The organism is Streptomyces sp. NPDC001985, from assembly GCF_040296845.1.
Taxonomy (GTDB): domain Bacteria; phylum Actinomycetota; class Actinomycetes; order Streptomycetales; family Streptomycetaceae; genus Streptomyces.
Genome location: NZ_JBEOYB010000055.1, coordinates 16,749 through 31,792, shown reverse-complemented (window position 1 = coordinate 31,792; position 15,044 = coordinate 16,749). Strand labels below are relative to the sequence as shown.

The window sequence follows — 15,044 nt, the reverse complement described above, 5'->3', positions numbered from 1 at the left end:
TGGTATGAACATCCCTTTCCTGGACAACTGGCGCAGGAAGCACGGCGACACCCCCGGGAGAGACGGAGACACCCCGGGCGACCCCGAGCGCGCGGCGGCCATCGCCGAGCTGTTCTCCGAGTGCGAGCTGCTGCGCGTCCGCGCCGACGACCTCGGGCTCGCCCTGGACGACACCCCCGCCTCCCTCTCCGCCCTGGACCAGCTCCCACCGCGCTGGCGCGAGGACCCCGAGGAGCTGCCCTGGCTGGGCAACGACGCCGGCCTCTACCTCGGCACGGTGATCGTCCGCACCGTCCCCGGGGCGGCCTGGCACATCTGGCCCGGCGGCCGGCCCGTGGTGCGGCTCGCCTCTGGCCGGGAGATCGGCGTGGTGGAAGCCGGTCTGGAGTGGGCCGTCAACGGCGCCCCCCAGCTCTCCCAGGTCTACGCGGAGGCCGCCGAGGCCTGACCGATAAATACGGCTTATGCCCCATTTATGCGTGTCGCCTGTGAAGTCCCTTATCGGGCTGGATAGTTTGCGCTGACCTCGACAAGCGATGAGTGGGTAGGGCAGCGTATGGCCGTCGTCGATCCGTTGATCGAGCTGCGGGACGTCAATAAGTTCTACGGACAATTGCACGTCCTCCAGGACATCAATCTCACCGTCGGGCGCGGGGAGGTGGTGGTGGTCATCGGGCCGTCCGGCTCGGGCAAGTCGACCCTCTGCCGGACGATGAACCGGCTGGAGCCCATCGAGTCGGGCACGATCACCATCGACGGACAGCCCCTGCCCGAGGAGGGCAAAGGACTCGCCGCCCTCCGGGCCGATGTGGGAATGGTCTTCCAGTCCTTCAATCTCTTCGCCCACAAGACGGTGCTGGCCAATGTCTCCCTCGCCCAGATCAAGGTGCGGGGCCGCGCCAGGGACGAGGCGAACCGGCGCTCCCGGGAGCTCCTGGAGCGAGTGGGACTCGTGTCGCAGGCCGACAAGTACCCCGCCCAGCTCTCCGGCGGCCAGCAGCAGCGCGTGGCCATCGCCCGCGCGCTCGCCATGGACCCCAAGGTCATGCTCTTCGACGAACCGACCTCGGCCCTCGACCCCGAGATGATCAATGAGGTCCTGGAGGTGATGCAGCAGCTCGCCCGGGACGGCATGACCATGGTCGTCGTCACCCACGAGATGGGCTTCGCCCGCTCCGCCGCCAACCGGGTGGTCTTCATGGCCGACGGCCGCTGTATCGAGGACCGCGCCCCGGAGGACTTCTTCACCCACCCGGAGAGCGACCGCGCCAAGGACTTCCTCTCCAAGATCCTCAAGCACTGACGGGGGGCGACTGATGGCTCGGACACGACGCGTCCTCGCGGCGCTCACACTCCTCCTCGCGGCCGGCGCCGCCGCCTGCGGCAAGGAGGGCAGCCCGCCCGTCAAGGGCCCGCAGCCCGAGAAGCTGCCGCACTACCAGGTGGACACGGCCTTCCGGCTGGACTCCTCCCCGACCTGGCGCCGGGCCGCGAAGCGCGGCCACTTCACCGTCGGTGCCAAGGAGGACCAGCCCTATCTGGGCGAGAAGGACCCCTCCAGCGGGCTCTACTCCGGCTTCGACATCGAGATCGCCCGGATGATCTCCGCCGCCCTGGGCCTGGACCCCGACCGGATCGTCTTCCGCACCATCGCCTCCGCCAACCGCGAGACCGCCCTCCAGAACGGTCAGATCGACTACTACGTCGGCACCTACACCATCAACGACAACCGGAAGAAACTCGTCGGCTTCGCGGGCCCCTACTATCTCGCCGGTCAGTCCCTGCTGGTCCGCGCCAACGAGACCGACATCAAGGGCCCGCAGGACCTCGCGGGCAAACGGATCTGCTCCGCCGCCGGCTCCACCCCGTACCAGCGCATCCAGCAGGAGTACCCGCGGGCCGTCCTGGTCGCCTACGACACCTACTCCATCTGCGTCGACAATCTGCTGACCTATCAGGTCGACGCCGTCACCACCGACGACGCCATCCTCATCGGCTACGCCGCCAAGGCCCCCGACGAGCTCAAGGTCGTCGGCAGACCCTTCTCCGAGGAGCCGTACGGCATCGGGGTCCCCCGCCACGACAACGCCCTGCGCTTCGCCATCGACGACGCCCTGGAGGCCAACGAGAGAAACGGCAACTGGAAGAAGGCGTACGACGCCACCCTCGGCCTCTCCGGGGTCCCGGCCCCGAAGCCGCCCCCGATCGACCGCTACCCGGCGAGCTGAGGAGCCGAAGGACGGACATGGACGTACTGACCGACAACTTCTCCCTGTACGGCGAGGGCTTCCTCGGCACCGTCGAGCTGACGGTCTACTCCTCGCTGCTCGCCCTGGTGCTCGGCTTCCTCATGGCCTCCTTCCGGGTCGCGCCCATCGGCTCGCTCCGGGTGTTCGGCACCGTCTGGGTGACCGTGCTCCGCAACACCCCCCTGACCCTGCTCTTCTTCGCCGTGGTGCTCGGGCTGCCGCGCTTCGGCGTCGTGCTGCCGTTCACCCTCTTCGCGGTGATCGCGCTCGGCTGCTACACCTCGGCCTTCATCTGCGAGGCGCTGCGCTCCGGCATCAACACCGTCCCCAGGGGCCAGGGCGAGGCGGCCCGCAGCCTCGGGATGACCTTCGGCCAGACCCTGGGCTCCGTGGTGCTGCCCCAGGCGTTCCGCACCGTCATCCCGCCGGTCGGCTCCACGATCATCGCCCTCGCCAAGAACTCCGCCATCGCCGGGGCGTTCAGCGTCACCGAGCTGCTCGGCACCTACAAGACCCTCAGCGAGCTGGGCTACAACATCATCTGGACCTTCGTCTGGATCGCCGTCGGCTATCTGATCATCACCCTCACCATCAGTGCGCTGTTCAACGTGCTGGAGAAGCGCTATGGAGTCGCCCGATGACCGATTCCACCGCCCTCTACGACATCCCGGGACCCCGGGCCCGCCGGCGGCACCGGCTCTACGGAATCATCGCCGCCACCGCCATCGCGGCGCTCATCGGCTGGGTTCTCCATCTGCTCTTCGACACCGGCCAGTTCACCGCCGAGAAGTGGAACCCCTTCACCTACAAGGGAATCCAGGAGCTGCTGCTGCGCGGCCTCGGCAACACCCTCAAGGCCTTCGCCCTCGCCGCCGTGTTCTCCGTCGTCCTCGGCTCCGTCCTCGCCTGCGGCCGGCTCTCGGACCACCGGCCGGTGCGCTGGGTGGCGACCGTGCTGGTGGAGTTCTTCCGCGCCATGCCCGTACTGGTGATGATCTTCTTCATCTTCGTGGCGCTGAAGGTGCAGCCCCTGCCCGCGCTGGTGGCCGGCCTCACCCTCTACAACGGCTCGGTCCTCGCCGAGGTCCTCCGGGCGGGCGTCAACTCCGTCGACCGGGGCCAGCGGGAGGCCGCGTACGCCCTGGGGATGCGCAAGACCCAGGTCATGACCCATGTCCTGGTGCCCCAGGCGGTCCGCGCCATGCTCCCCGCCATCATCAGCCAGCTGGTGGTGGCGCTGAAGGACACCTCGCTCGGCTATCTGATCACCTATGAGGAATTCCTCCACGCGGGGAAGCTCATCGCATCGAACCTCGACTACGATCTGCCCTTCATCCCCGTGGTGATGGTGATCTCGCCGATCTACATCGGGATGTGCATGCTGCTCTCCTGGTTCGCCAACTGGATCGCCAGACGCCAGCGCCGCAACCCCAAGACCGAGGCCGCGGAGATCGCACCGGCCGAACCAGGGACGCTGCTGCCCCAGGGCCCCACCGCGACCAGGAGGACGTAGGAGCCGGGCAGCAGTTCATGGGGCACAGCCCGGTGTCCCCCCGGCGGGGATACGGCGGCAGCCGGTGATCACTTCTGGCGCGGCGGGACCGACAGACACGAGCGGTCGGCCGCGGGCCAGCGGAAGGTCAGCTGCGCGCCGGCCGGATTGTGCCCGATGCAGAGCGGGTCGACAGTGTCCACGACCACGGCCGGACGGTGGCCGGCCGGGACCTCGGAGACGGTGGAGAACAGCTCCGGGCCGACGGCGAACGGTGTGCCGGACTCCGGCCGTGGACGGTGTGCGGGGCACTGCTGACCAGCTTGCCGAGGCCGAGCGGGCCCACGTCGTGGAGATGGGCGACGCGGGTGCCGCTCTCCTTGGTGCCCGGTCCCCGGCCCCGGGACGAGGCGGCCGGAGGGCTGTCAGGACGGGCCGCCGGCCCGGTGCGAGGGAGGCGCCGCGTCCAGCGGGGTGCGGGCCGCCCGGGTGACATCGGCGACCAGCTCCACCACATCGGGGCCGTACGCCTGCGAATTGACCACCTTGAGCAGCAGACAGAAGGAGTCCGAGCGGTACTTCCGCGCCAGCTTCTCGTGGTTCCGGGCCAGATAGCGGGTCGCGGCCTGGTTGGTGATGGCGCGCTGCCCGCAGAAGAGAAAGACCGGGCGTGCCTCCGGCCCGGTCTGCAGCCGTGCCAGGAACACATACTCCGCGACGCCGCCCTCGATGCGGTAGCGCTCCTGGCCTATCCGGAACGCCCCCTGGTCCGGCCCCGGCTCCGGATCGGTGTTCACCCGCACCCCCGGCAGCAGACTGTGCAGATGAGCCGCCATCCGCCGATTGGAGAACGGCCCCCCGACACAGAACTCCGTACGCTCCCCGAAGCCCTGGCGCGCCAGATCGTGCCAGACGATGGCCGCGTGCCCGCCGCAGTCCTTGATCAGCGCGGACAGCTCCAGCAGCGCGAACACATCGAACCGGTGCACCGAGCCGTCCCGGCCCGCCTCGCGGTTGACGACCAGCAGTGACTCCGCGCCCTCCGGGAGGCCGAAGAAGGCCTGTTTGCGGCGGAGCCCGCGGCGCCAGAGATAAGTGCGGGCCGTCCAGCCCAGCGTGGCGCTGATGCCCGCGGCGACCACACCCAGCACGATATTGCGCACATCGTCGTTCATGGGCGCGCATGTTATCGGTGTCGTCACACCGGTGTTCGGAGCAGTCCCTGACGCGGTCCGCCCACGGGCGTTACAGTGCGCGGACATCCGCTGACCCGGAGGTATGGATGAGTCACCCCGCCCTGCGGAAGCCGGCCGTCCTGGCCGTCGCCGTGGCCCTGCTCTCCTCGCTCGGCGCGACAGCGCCCTCAACCGCGTCCGCTTCCCCCGCCACGGGAGGGCCGCCGCCGAAGTCCCCGGTCGCCGTCGGTCACGGCGGAGCCGTCTCCAGCGTCGACGCCGACGCCTCCGCCGCCGGGATCGAGGTGCTGCGCGACGGCGGGAACGCCGTGGACGCGGCCGTGGCGACCGCCGCCGCGCTCGGGGTCACCGAGCCGTACTCCGCGGGCATCGGCGGCGGCGGCTACCTCGTCCACTACGACGCCGCCAGCCGCAAGGTCCACACCATCGACGGCCGCGAGACCGCGCCGCGCTCCGCCGACTCCTCCCTCTTCCTGGAGAACGGCAAGCCGATCCCCTTCGCGGAGGGCCAGACCAGCGGCCTCTCCGTGGGCACCCCCGCCGCCGCCGCCACCTGGGACGCGGCCCTGGACGCCTGGGGCAGCCGGTCGCTGGGCCGGCTGCTGAGGCCCGCCGAGCGGCTGGCGAAGGACGGATTCACCGTCGATGCCACCTTCCGCTCCCAGACCGAGGCCAACCGGGCCCGGTTCGCCGACTTCCCCGCCACCGCCGAACTCTTCCTGCCCGGCGGCGAGCTGCCCGTCGTCGGCTCCGTCTTCAAGAACCCCGACCTCGCCCGGACCTACCGCGCGATCGCCCGCGAGGGCACCCGGGTCATGTACCGGGGCGACATCGCCCGTGACATCGTCCGCACCGTCCGCACCCCGCCCGTCGCCCAGGGCGCCACCCGCAAGGTGCGGCCCGGCGATCTCACCGCCCGGGACCTGCGGTCGTACGAGACGATCCGCCGCGCGCCCGCCAAGGTCTCCTACCGGGGCCTGGACGTCTACGGCATGGCCCCCTCCTCGTCGGGTGCCACCACCGTCGGCGAGGCGCTCAACATCCTGGAGCGCACCGATCTCTCCCGGGCCGGCGAGGCCGGGTATCTGCACCGCTTCATCGAGGCGAGCCGGATCGCCTTCGCCGACCGGGGCCGCTGGGTCGGCGACCCGGCCTTCGAGTCCGTCCCCACGAAGGAACTGCTCTCCCAGCGGTTCGCCGACGCGCGCGGCTGCCTCATCAAGGACGACGCGGTCCTCACCAGTCCGCTCGCCCCGGGCGACCCCCGCTCCCCGGTGGCCTGCGGCAGTACGGGACCGGCCGTGACCACTCCGCGCGAGGTCGAGAGCACCACTCATCTCACCGTCGCCGACAAGTGGGGCAATGTCGTCGCCTACACCCTGACGATCGAGTCGACCGGCGGCAGCGGCATCACCGTCCCGGGCCGGGGGTTCCTGCTCAACAACGAGCTGACGGACTTCTCGTTCGCCCCGGCCGACCCGGCGGTCCACGACCCCAACCTGCCGGGCCCGGGCAAACGCCCGCGCTCGTCCATGGCGCCGACGATCGTCCTCGACGACGGCCGTCCCGTGCTCGCGGTGGGCTCCCCGGGCGGTGCCACGATCATCACCACCGTCCTCCAGTCCCTGACCGGGCGGCTGGACCGGGGGCTGCCCCTGGTGGACGCGATCGCCGCGCCCCGCGCCAGCCAGCGCAACCAGACGACGACGGAGCTGGAGCCGGGGCTGTGGAACAGTCCCGTCCGGGCCGAGCTGGAGCGGATCGGCCACGCCTTCCGGCAGAACCCGGAGATCGGCGCGGCCACCGGCATCGAGCGGCTGAGCGACGGGCGGTGGCTCGCGGCGGCGGAGAAGGTCCGCCGGGGCGGGGGTTCGGCGATGGTGGTCCACCCCAGCCGCTGACCCCGGGGCCGCGGTTACTCCGTCCAGCCCTGAGCGCGCGGCGGCCCGTCCGGGACCAACTCCCGGACGGGCCGCCGCGCTTGGGGCGGCCGGCGCGGCGGCGGACGGACGCGGGGTGATCGGCCGGCCCCGGGAGCGGGTAGGGACGCATTTCCGTACAGAAAGGCGATTCCCATGCGCTCTCGCACTCTTGCGCTCTCCACCGCCCTCGGTATCGCCCTGCTCCCGGCCGCGGTGCCGTCCGCCGCCGCGAGCGGAGTGCAGCGGGTCCTGGTGCCGGGGTCGTACGGCGGCGCGGAAGCCACGGCCGCCGGGGCGGCCGAACTGCTCGCCCGGGTGAGGACGTGCGAGCGGATCTCCAACGGCCTCTACCGCACGGACGCCGGCACCCCGGCGACCGTCCCCGTCTGCGGTCTCCGCGGCGCGGTCTTCTGGAAGGCCGACATGGACATCGACTGCGACGGCCAGTCCACCCCCCGCTGCAACGCCGCCACCGACCCGTACTTCCTCCCGCAGACCACCTTCCGCCAGTCCGACGGCCGACCCCTGAACGCGGAGGAACTGCCGTTCGTCGTCGTGCCCGGAGCGGGAGCCCTCTGGAGGCACTCCGCGTCCGGCATCACCGGCGGGTCCGTGGTCGCGGTCATCCACGGCGACCGGGTGCGGTACGGAGTCGTCGGCGACACCGGGCCCGTGACGACCATCGGCGAGGCGTCCTGGGCCATGGCCGAGTCGCTCGGCATCGACCCGGACCCCGGGACGGGCGGGGTCCGCTCCGGGGTCACGTACATCCTCTTCAAGGACTCCCGGGTGCGGCCGATCGAGAGCCACGACGCGGCGGTCGGCCTCGGGAAGTCGCTGGCGAGGAAGTTCCTGCGGGAGAACTAGGGGGTTTCTCTCGGATCGGGCCGGATCGGTGAGCGGGTCCGGTGCCGTGGATCGCGAGGCGGAGGAGGGAGCCCACGCGGAGCGCCGGCGACCGGCGACAGCGCGGCGGGGCGCGGTGCCGGGGCTCGCGAGCCCGGCACGATCCGCAAGAGACGACCCGAGGCCGGTGCGGGGCGCGGTGGGTCACGGCGCGGTCAGGACGCGGGGGCCGCTGTCCGTGATCGCCACCGTGTGCTCGGCGTGGGAGGCGCGGCTGCCGTCGAGCGTCCGCATGGTCCAGCCGTCCCGCGCGGTGTAGTGGCCGTCCCCGCCGCCGCCGATCACCATCGGCTCGATCGCCAGCACCATGCCGTGCCGCAGGGGCATGCCCCGCCCGGCGCGGCCCTCGTTGGGCACGCCCGGGTCCTCGTGCATCTTCCGGCCGATGCCGTGGCCCCCGAAGCCGTCCGGTATGCCGAGGCCCGCCGCGCGGCACACCCGGCCGATAGCGTGGGCGATGTCGCCGATGCGATGGCCCACCACCGCCGCCGCGATCCCGGCGGCGAGTGCCTCCTCGGCGGTCTCGATCAGCCGGGTGTCGGCCGGGCGGGCCCGGCCGACGGTGAAGCTGACGGCGGCGTCGCCCGCCCAGCCGCCGAGGACGGCGCCGCAGTCGATGCTGACCAGGTCGCCGTCGCGCAGCCGGTAGCCGTCGGGGATGCCGTGCACGATCGCGTCGTTGACCGAGACGCAGAGCACCGCGGGGAAGGGGACCGGCGCCCACTCCGGGTGATAGCCGAGGAAGGGGGAGGCCGCGCCGGCCTCCGTCAGCACCGCGCGGGCCGCCCGGTCCAGATCCAGCAGGCCGACGCCGACGCCGGCCGCCGCGCGCGCCGCCGCGAGCGCCCGGGCCACCACCCGGCCCGCCTCGCGCATCGCCTCGATCGATGAGTCTGTTTTGATCTCTACCATGCCAATTATTATACCGGTATTAGAATGGTGCCATGGTACGCACCCCTCTCACCCCCGAAGAGCGCGAACGCGGCGAACGGCTCGGCCGGCTGCTGCGCGCGGCGCGCGGCGACCGCAGCATGGTGGAGATCGCCGCGGCGGCCGGGCTCTCCGCCGAGACCCTGCGCAAGATCGAGACGGGCCGCGCCCCGACCCCCGCGTTCTTCACCGTCGCGGCGCTCGCCGGCGCACTGGAGCTGTCCATGGACGATCTGATGACGCGGTGCGCTCCGGCGCCCGCGAACTGAGGCCTCCGGGTCCCCGGGCGCCCCCCGGTCCGGTGGGGCGAGTGGGCGTTTTCGTGTACCGGGCGGGGCGAACGGCGTAGTCTCGCGGCGTGACAGTCGAGGACTTCGCCACGGCCAAGTACATCAGCCTGACCACCTTCCGGAAGAACGGCACGGGGGTCGCCACCCCCGTCTGGTTCGCCCCGGACGGCGGAAAGCTCTACATCTGGACCAATACCGAGTCCTGGAAGGTCAAACGGCTGCGGAACGACAGCCGGGTGATCGTGACCGTCTGCGATGTGCGGGGCAGGATCGCCCCGGGCGCGGCGAGTGCCGAGGGGACGGCGGAGCTGCTCGACGACACCTCCGCGGTCCGCCGGCTGATGGCGCGCAAGTACCGCTGGCAGTTCCGGCTGGTGGATCTGCCCAGCGCGGTGCTGCGGCGGGGTAAGCGGCCCCACACCGCGATCGCGGTGACGCTCGCCGGCCCCGGTTCCGGCTCCGAGTCCGGCGAGTAGTCGGCACCCAGGCTTTCCCAGGCTTCTCCGGACAGGAGCGGTGGCGATGGCGGTGCAGCACATCCCTCACATACCTTCGGAACAAGAGGCGTTCGCCCGGTATCTGCGCGGGCTCGCGGCGCTGCTCGACCGGGAGAGCGGCTGGTACGCCGTCTTCCGGCAGCGCGACCCCGAGGGGATGCGGGAGTGCCTGGAGGGCGTCGAGGTCCCGCCGTGGGATGTCGTCGCCTCCCTCCTCCAGGATCTCGGCGCCGCGCGCGGGGCCGAGTTCGCGGCGCGTGAGGAGGCGCGGGCGCGGCAGCTGTACGTGGCGTCCGCGGGCGCCCACGACCGCAGGCCGGGCGGGCGCGAGGCGCTCGTGGACCGCGTCGAACTGATGCGCCGCGAGCTGATCAAGGCCCGGGTGCGGGCGGAGGAGCTGGCGCGGCGGCTCTCCCAGGAGCCGCCCGGGGCCGGGGAGGCGGGCCGGCTGGCCCATGAGCTGAAGTGGACCCGGGACGACCAGTCCCGCGCCACGGCGAGACTCGCGGAACTCCGCACCCGCCTGGCGTCCCTCCCCGCCCCGGCGGGCGGGGAGCCCGGGAGCCGCGCCCCCTCCGCCGGCCACCGGAGACCCTCCGCCCCGCCCCACGGCCTCGCCACCCGCCCGGCACCCCCTCCGGGGAGATCCGGGGACGACGCCACCGCCACGGGGCCCGGTGCCGCGCACCCGCCGGCCGGTGGCCCTCTCCCGGACACGGGCCGGGGGCGTCCGCCGGCGGGTGCTCCTTCCGGGCCCCCGTCCCCGCCGGAGGGACCCGGTTCCCCGGCCCGCCCGGTCCCCGGGGACGGAGCCGGTGCCACGGGGGCGGGCGCCCCGCGTCCGTCCGCTGCCGCTGCCGCTGCCGCCGCTGCCGCGTCGCCGTTCCCGTCGCCGTCCCCGCCCGCCGGGCCGGGCTTTCCGGCCCGCCCGCTGTTCCGGGACGAACCCGAGGCCACGGGCGCCCGTACCGTGCGGCCACCCGCCGGGGGCGCGTCCCCCGGCCCCCGTGACCCCTCCTCAGGGGACGAGGAGCGGATACCCGGGCCGCCCCCCGGAGAGCGGACCCACCCGGGCTCCCCGGAGCCGGGGCGCAAGGGGCGGCGGAAGCTGCTGCGGGGGGCGCGGTTCGCCGGAGGGGCGCAGGAGGAGGACGAGCGGGACGCGCCCACCGCCGTACCCCCGCCGCCCGGCCCCGGCCCCGCCTCCGCCTCCGCCGACACCCCCCGAGGCGCCCGCTACGGCGCCCCCGCCGCACCCCCGCCCCGGCAGCCGCCCTCCGGCGACCACCCCGCCGACACCGCCCGGGAGATCGTCCGCACCCTCGCCCGGCTGCGGACCGCCGGGCGCGGCGGAGAGGCGTACACCGTGCTCTGCGAGGCGGCCGTGCTCCCCGCCGGCTGGCTCCCCGTCCTCGCGGCGGAACTCGACCGCGCCGGGCTCGGCGCCGACTGGACCACCCTCCTCTGGGAGGCCGCCTCCCAGCCCCTGCCCCGCGTCACCGCCATCGCCGGCGCGCTCACCGCCGACGGCCGCGAGGAGGACGGCGAGCGCCTCCTCCGCCAGGGCGTCACCCGCCCCGCCGGGGAGATCGCCGAGGCGGCGCTCACCCTCTCCGGCGAGGGCCGCGCCCCCGAGACCCGCGCCCTGCTCGCCGCCTGCGTCCAGGTCCACTCCGCCGCCGAGGCCGCCGGGATCGCGGGCCACGACCCCCAGCGCCTCGTCCCCCCGCTGCTGGACGCCGCCCGCGCCCACTCCCGCTCCCACGAGACCCGGATCGTCCACGCCCTGCGGGTGGCGGGCCACCTCACCACCTGAACCCGGGCGCCCCGGTGCCCCCTGCTCCCCCGCCCGGGTGAAACAAGATCGACTCTGCGGGTTCACGGCGATGGTCTTGCCCCCGTGTGTGACGGGGCTTACGTTCTCCCTCTACGTACCGCGTCTACGTGCGTAGAGGCTCGCTGACGCCCGGCCGAAGGAGCAGCACATGGCCCATGTCGTACGCGCCGCACTCGTCCAGGCGACGTGGACCGGCGACACCGAATCCATGATCGCGAAACATGAGGAGCACGCCCGCGCCGCCGCCGCGCGGGGCGCCCGGGTCATCGGATTCCAAGAGGTCTTCAACGCCCCCTACTTCTGCCAGGTCCAGGACCCCGAGCACTACCGCTGGGCCGAACCCGTGCCCGACGGCCCCACCGTCCAGCGGATGAGCGCGCTCGCCCGGGAGACCGGGATGGTGATCGTCGCCCCGGTCTTCGAGATCGACGGCGCCGGTTTCTACTACAACACCGCCGCCGTGATCGACGCCGACGGCACTGTCCTCGGCAAGTACCGCAAGCACCACATCCCGCAGGTCGAGGGCTTCTGGGAGAAGTTCTACTTCCGCCCCGGAAACGCCGGCTGGCCGGTCTTCGACACCGCCGCCGGCCGCATCGGCGTCTACATCTGCTACGACCGCCACTTCCCCGAGGGATGGCGCCAACTCGGCCTCCAAGGAGCCCAGCTCGTCTACAACCCCTCCGCCACCTCGCGCGGCCTCTCCGCCCACCTCTGGCAGCTGGAGCAGCCCGCCGCCGCCGTCGCCAACGAGTACTTCATCGCCGCGATCAACCGGGTCGGCCGGGAGGAGTACGGCGACAACGACTTCTACGGCACCAGCTACTTCGTGGACCCCCGGGGCCGCTTCATCGACGGCACCGCGAGCGACCGGGACGAGGAACTCCTCGTCCGCGACCTCGACTTCGGACTCATCGACTCCGTGCGGCAGCAGTGGGCGTTCTACCGGGACCGGCGCCCCGACGCCTACGAGGGGCTGGTGCGGCCATGACCCTCCACGACCGCCACCGGGCCGTCATCCCCGACTGGGTCGCCCTCTACTACCGCGATCCGCTCGAACTCACCCACGGCGAGGGGCGCCATGTGTGGGACGCGGAGGGCAACCGCTATCTCGACTTCTTCGGCGGCATCCTCACCACCATGACCGCCCACGCCCTCCCCGAGGTCACCAAGGCCGTCGCCGAACAGGCCGGGCGGATCATCCACTCGTCCACGCTCTACCTCAACCGCCCGATGGTGGAGCTGGCCGAACGGATCGCGGCCCTCTCCGGCATCCCCGACGCCCGCGTCTTCTTCACCACATCGGGCACCGAGGCCAATGACACCGCCCTGCTGCTCGCCACCGCCCACCGCCGCTCGGGCCAGGTGCTGGCGATGCGCAACAGCTACCACGGCCGCTCCTTCTCCGCCGTCTCCGTCACCGGCAACCGGGCCTGGTCGCCCACCGGTCTCTCCCCGCTCCAGACGCTCTACGTCCACGGCGGGGTCCGCACCCGGGGTCCCTACGCCCTCCTGAGCGACACCGAGTTCACCGCCGCCTGCGTCGCCGACCTGGAGGACCTGCTCGGCCACACCCACGACGTCGCCGCGCTGATCGCCGAACCCGTCCAGGGCGTCGGCGGCTTCACCTCGCCGCCGGACGGCCTGTACGCGGAGTTCCGCCGGGTCCTGGACCGCCACGGCATCCTGTGGATCAGCGACGAGGTGCAGACGGGCTGGGGCCGCACCGGCGACCACTTCTGGGGCTGGCAGGCCCACGCCGGGAACGGCCCGCCGGACATCCTCACCTTCGCCAAGGGCATCGGCAACGGCATGTCCGTCGGCGGGGTCGTCGCCCGCGCCGAGATCATGAACAGCGTCGACGCCAACTCCATCTCCACCTTCGGCGGTTCCCCCGTCACCATGGCCGCGGGCCTCGCCAACCTCACCTATCTGCTGGAACACGACCTCCAGAGCAACGCCCGCCGGGTCGGCGGACTGCTGCTGGAGCGGCTGCGCGCCATCGGCGCCGCCGTGCCCGCCGTACGGGAGGTGCGCGGCCGGGGGCTGATGGCCGGCATCGAACTGGTCCGTCCCGGCACCGACGAGGCCGACCCCGGCGCGGCCGCGGCCGTCCTGGAGGCCGCCCGCGCGGGCGGACTGCTCATCGGCAAGGGCGGCGGCCACAACACCAGCGTTCTGCGCGTCGCCCCGCCGCTGACCCTGACGGTCGCCGAGGCGGAGGCCGGCGCCTCGATCCTGGAAGAGGCCCTGCGCCATGCGTAGGGCGCACGCATCCGAGGGAGCGCACCAGCCATGAGCAGCACCCGCACCCTGATCCGCGGCGGACTGGTCATCACCGCCGCGGACGAACTCCACGCCGACGTACTGATCGAGAACGGCCGGATCGCCGCGCTCGCCGCACACGGCTCCGGGGCCGCCGCCTCCTGGACCGCCGAGCGCACCCTCGACGCCTCCGGGCGCTATGTCATCCCCGGCGGTGTCGACGCCCACACCCACATGGAGATGCCGTTCGGCGGAACCCGGTCCGCCGACACCTTCGAGACCGGCACCAGGGCCGCCGCCTGGGGCGGCACCACCACCATCGTCGACTTCGCGGTGCAGAGCGTGGGGCACACCCTGCGCGAGGGGCTCGACACCTGGTACGCCAAGGCCGACGGCAACTGCGCCGTCGACTACGGCTTCCACATGATCCTCGCCGATGTCACCGAGCACTCGCTGGCGGAGATGGACCGGCTGGTGGCCGAGGGAGTCACCTCCTTCAAGCTCTTCATGGCCTACCCCGGCGTCTTCTACAGCGACGACGGGCAGATCCTGCGCGCCATGCAGCGCTCCGCGGGCAACGGCGGCCTGATCATGATGCACGCCGAGAACGGCATCGCCATCGACGTCCTGGTGGAGCAGGCGCTCGCCGCGGGCCACACCGACCCCCGCTACCACGGCGAGGTGCGCCGGGTGCTGCTGGAGGCCGAGGCCACCCACCGCGCCATCCAGCTCGCCCGGGTCGCCGGCGCCCCGCTCTATGTCGTCCATGTCTCCGCCGAGGAGGCCCTCGCCGAACTCGCCGCCGCCCGGGACCAGGGGCTGCCCGTCTTTGGCGAGACCTGTCCGCAGTATCTGTTCCTCTCCACCGACAACCTCGCCGAGCGGGACTTCGAGGGCGCCAAGTACGTGTGCAGCACCCCGCTCCGGCCGAGGAAGCACCAGACGGCGCTCTGGCGCGGGCTGCGGACCAATGACCTCCAGGTGGTCTCCACCGACCACTGCCCGTTCTGCTTCAGCGGCCAGAAGGAGCTGGGGCGCGGGGACTTCTCGAAGATCCCCAACGGGCTGCCGGGGGTCGAGCACCGGATGGACCTCCTCCACCAGGCCGTGCTCGACGGCCATCTGACCCGCCGCCGCTGGATCGAGACCGCCTGCGCGACCCCGGCCCGGATGTTCGGCCTCTACCCGAAGAAGGGCACCATCGCGCCGGGCGCCGACGCCGACGTGGTGATCTACGACCCGAACGCCGCGCAGACCCTCTCGGCCGCGACCCACCACATGAACGTCGACTACAGCGCCTACGAGGGAAGACGGATCACCGGCCGGGTGGAGACCGTGCTCTCGCGCGGCGAGACCGTCATCGACCGGGGGACCTGGACCGGCCGGGCGGGACACGGCCAGTACATCCCGCGCGGGACCTGCCAGTACCTCGGCTGACCAGCGAGAGGACCACATGACGC

The 15,044-nt window shown here is 72.5% G+C and carries 15 protein-coding genes and 1 pseudogene; 13 read left to right on the top strand and 3 right to left on the bottom strand.

The window, feature by feature from the left end; genetic code table 11:
- Positions 1-4: 4 nt before the first annotated feature.
- The 5 genes from ABT122_RS23615 to ABT122_RS23595 all read left to right on the top strand — a co-directional run bounded on the left by ABT122_RS23615 (position 5) and on the right by ABT122_RS23595 (position 3,762).
- The gene (locus ABT122_RS23615) at positions 5-448 is read left to right on the top strand and encodes a DUF6278 family protein (RefSeq protein WP_351555635.1); all 444 of its coding nucleotides are present in this window, start codon (positions 5-7) and stop codon (positions 446-448) included.
- Between the two features lie 108 nt (positions 449-556).
- Positions 557-1,303, top strand: coding sequence for an amino acid ABC transporter ATP-binding protein (locus tag ABT122_RS23610; protein ID WP_351555632.1), 747 nt, complete (start codon positions 557-559; stop codon positions 1,301-1,303).
- A gap of 13 nt (positions 1,304-1,316) precedes the next feature.
- Positions 1,317-2,228: a glutamate ABC transporter substrate-binding protein gene (locus tag ABT122_RS23605; RefSeq protein ID WP_351555629.1), complete on the top strand. Its 912-nt coding sequence runs from the start codon at positions 1,317-1,319 to the stop codon at positions 2,226-2,228.
- Between the two features lie 17 nt (positions 2,229-2,245).
- Positions 2,246-2,890, top strand: coding sequence for an amino acid ABC transporter permease (locus tag ABT122_RS23600; protein ID WP_351555626.1), 645 nt, complete (start codon positions 2,246-2,248; stop codon positions 2,888-2,890).
- Complete coding sequence (locus ABT122_RS23595) at positions 2,887-3,762, top strand: amino acid ABC transporter permease (RefSeq protein WP_351555623.1); 876 nt, start codon at positions 2,887-2,889, stop codon at positions 3,760-3,762. Before ABT122_RS23600 ends, ABT122_RS23595 begins: the two co-directional genes overlap by 4 nt.
- A gap of 68 nt (positions 3,763-3,830) precedes the next feature.
- On the opposite strand, the pseudogene ABT122_RS23590 reads toward ABT122_RS23595, so the two are convergent.
- A pseudogene (locus ABT122_RS23590) lies at positions 3,831-4,126 on the bottom strand (acyl esterase); the annotation flags it as partial.
- Positions 4,127-4,166: 40 nt separating this feature from the next.
- Complete coding sequence (locus tag ABT122_RS23585; protein WP_351555621.1) at positions 4,167-4,916, bottom strand: hypothetical protein; 750 nt, start codon at positions 4,914-4,916, stop codon at positions 4,167-4,169.
- 107 nt (positions 4,917-5,023) lie between these two features.
- Here ABT122_RS23585 and ggt point away from each other — a divergent pair, with 107 nt between their 5' ends.
- Positions 5,024-6,838 (top strand): gamma-glutamyltransferase, encoded by a 1,815-nt coding sequence (gene ggt, locus ABT122_RS23580; protein WP_351555618.1) that lies wholly within the window; start codon positions 5,024-5,026, stop codon positions 6,836-6,838.
- Positions 6,839-7,012: 174 nt separating this feature from the next.
- The gene (locus tag ABT122_RS23575; protein WP_351555615.1) at positions 7,013-7,726 is read left to right on the top strand and encodes a glycoside hydrolase family 75 protein; all 714 of its coding nucleotides are present in this window, start codon (positions 7,013-7,015) and stop codon (positions 7,724-7,726) included.
- A gap of 183 nt (positions 7,727-7,909) precedes the next feature.
- Here the strand turns inward: ABT122_RS23575 and map are convergent, their stop codons facing one another.
- The gene (gene map / locus ABT122_RS23570; RefSeq protein WP_351555612.1) at positions 7,910-8,677 is read right to left on the bottom strand and encodes a type I methionyl aminopeptidase; all 768 of its coding nucleotides are present in this window, start codon (positions 8,675-8,677) and stop codon (positions 7,910-7,912) included.
- Positions 8,678-8,709: 32 nt separating this feature from the next.
- Here map and ABT122_RS23565 point away from each other — a divergent pair, with 32 nt between their 5' ends.
- From ABT122_RS23565 to hydA, 6 genes are all read left to right on the top strand, one after another.
- A complete protein-coding gene (locus ABT122_RS23565; RefSeq protein WP_351555609.1) occupies positions 8,710-8,964 on the top strand; it encodes a helix-turn-helix domain-containing protein in 255 nt (84 codons plus the stop codon).
- 89 nt (positions 8,965-9,053) lie between these two features.
- A complete protein-coding gene (locus tag ABT122_RS23560; protein ID WP_351555606.1) occupies positions 9,054-9,461 on the top strand; it encodes a PPOX class F420-dependent oxidoreductase in 408 nt (135 codons plus the stop codon).
- A gap of 46 nt (positions 9,462-9,507) precedes the next feature.
- The gene (locus tag ABT122_RS23555; protein ID WP_351555603.1) at positions 9,508-11,298 is read left to right on the top strand and encodes a hypothetical protein; all 1,791 of its coding nucleotides are present in this window, start codon (positions 9,508-9,510) and stop codon (positions 11,296-11,298) included.
- A gap of 169 nt (positions 11,299-11,467) precedes the next feature.
- Complete coding sequence (locus ABT122_RS23550) at positions 11,468-12,310, top strand: nitrilase-related carbon-nitrogen hydrolase (protein WP_351555600.1); 843 nt, start codon at positions 11,468-11,470, stop codon at positions 12,308-12,310.
- Positions 12,307-13,584, top strand: coding sequence for an aspartate aminotransferase family protein (locus ABT122_RS23545; protein WP_351555597.1), 1,278 nt, complete (start codon positions 12,307-12,309; stop codon positions 13,582-13,584). Before ABT122_RS23550 ends, ABT122_RS23545 begins: the two co-directional genes overlap by 4 nt.
- 30 nt (positions 13,585-13,614) lie before the next feature.
- Complete coding sequence (gene hydA / locus ABT122_RS23540; protein WP_351555594.1) at positions 13,615-15,021, top strand: dihydropyrimidinase; 1,407 nt, start codon at positions 13,615-13,617, stop codon at positions 15,019-15,021.
- Positions 15,022-15,044: the final 23 nt, after the last annotated feature.

Excerpts from the sequence above, each read along its gene's own strand:
- ABT122_RS23615 (WP_351555635.1), top strand. The coding sequence starts at position 5 with ATGAACATCCCTTTCCTGGACAACTGGCGCAGGAAGCACGGCGACACC.
- ABT122_RS23610 (WP_351555632.1), top strand. The coding sequence starts at position 557 with ATGGCCGTCGTCGATCCGTTGATCGAGCTGCGGGACGTCAATAAGTTC.
- ABT122_RS23605 (WP_351555629.1), top strand. The coding sequence starts at position 1,317 with ATGGCTCGGACACGACGCGTCCTCGCGGCGCTCACACTCCTCCTCGCG.
- ABT122_RS23600 (WP_351555626.1), top strand. The coding sequence starts at position 2,246 with ATGGACGTACTGACCGACAACTTCTCCCTGTACGGCGAGGGCTTCCTC.
- ABT122_RS23595 (WP_351555623.1), top strand. The coding sequence starts at position 2,887 with ATGACCGATTCCACCGCCCTCTACGACATCCCGGGACCCCGGGCCCGC.
- ABT122_RS23585 (WP_351555621.1), bottom strand. The coding sequence starts at position 4,916 with ATGAACGACGATGTGCGCAATATCGTGCTGGGTGTGGTCGCCGCGGGC.
- ggt (WP_351555618.1), top strand. The coding sequence starts at position 5,024 with ATGAGTCACCCCGCCCTGCGGAAGCCGGCCGTCCTGGCCGTCGCCGTG.
- ABT122_RS23575 (WP_351555615.1), top strand. The coding sequence starts at position 7,013 with ATGCGCTCTCGCACTCTTGCGCTCTCCACCGCCCTCGGTATCGCCCTG.
- map (WP_351555612.1), bottom strand. The coding sequence starts at position 8,677 with ATGGTAGAGATCAAAACAGACTCATCGATCGAGGCGATGCGCGAGGCG.
- ABT122_RS23565 (WP_351555609.1), top strand. The coding sequence starts at position 8,710 with ATGGTACGCACCCCTCTCACCCCCGAAGAGCGCGAACGCGGCGAACGG.
- ABT122_RS23555 (WP_351555603.1), top strand. The coding sequence starts at position 9,508 with ATGGCGGTGCAGCACATCCCTCACATACCTTCGGAACAAGAGGCGTTC.
- ABT122_RS23550 (WP_351555600.1), top strand. The coding sequence starts at position 11,468 with ATGGCCCATGTCGTACGCGCCGCACTCGTCCAGGCGACGTGGACCGGC.
- ABT122_RS23545 (WP_351555597.1), top strand. The coding sequence starts at position 12,307 with ATGACCCTCCACGACCGCCACCGGGCCGTCATCCCCGACTGGGTCGCC.
- hydA (WP_351555594.1), top strand. The coding sequence starts at position 13,615 with ATGAGCAGCACCCGCACCCTGATCCGCGGCGGACTGGTCATCACCGCC.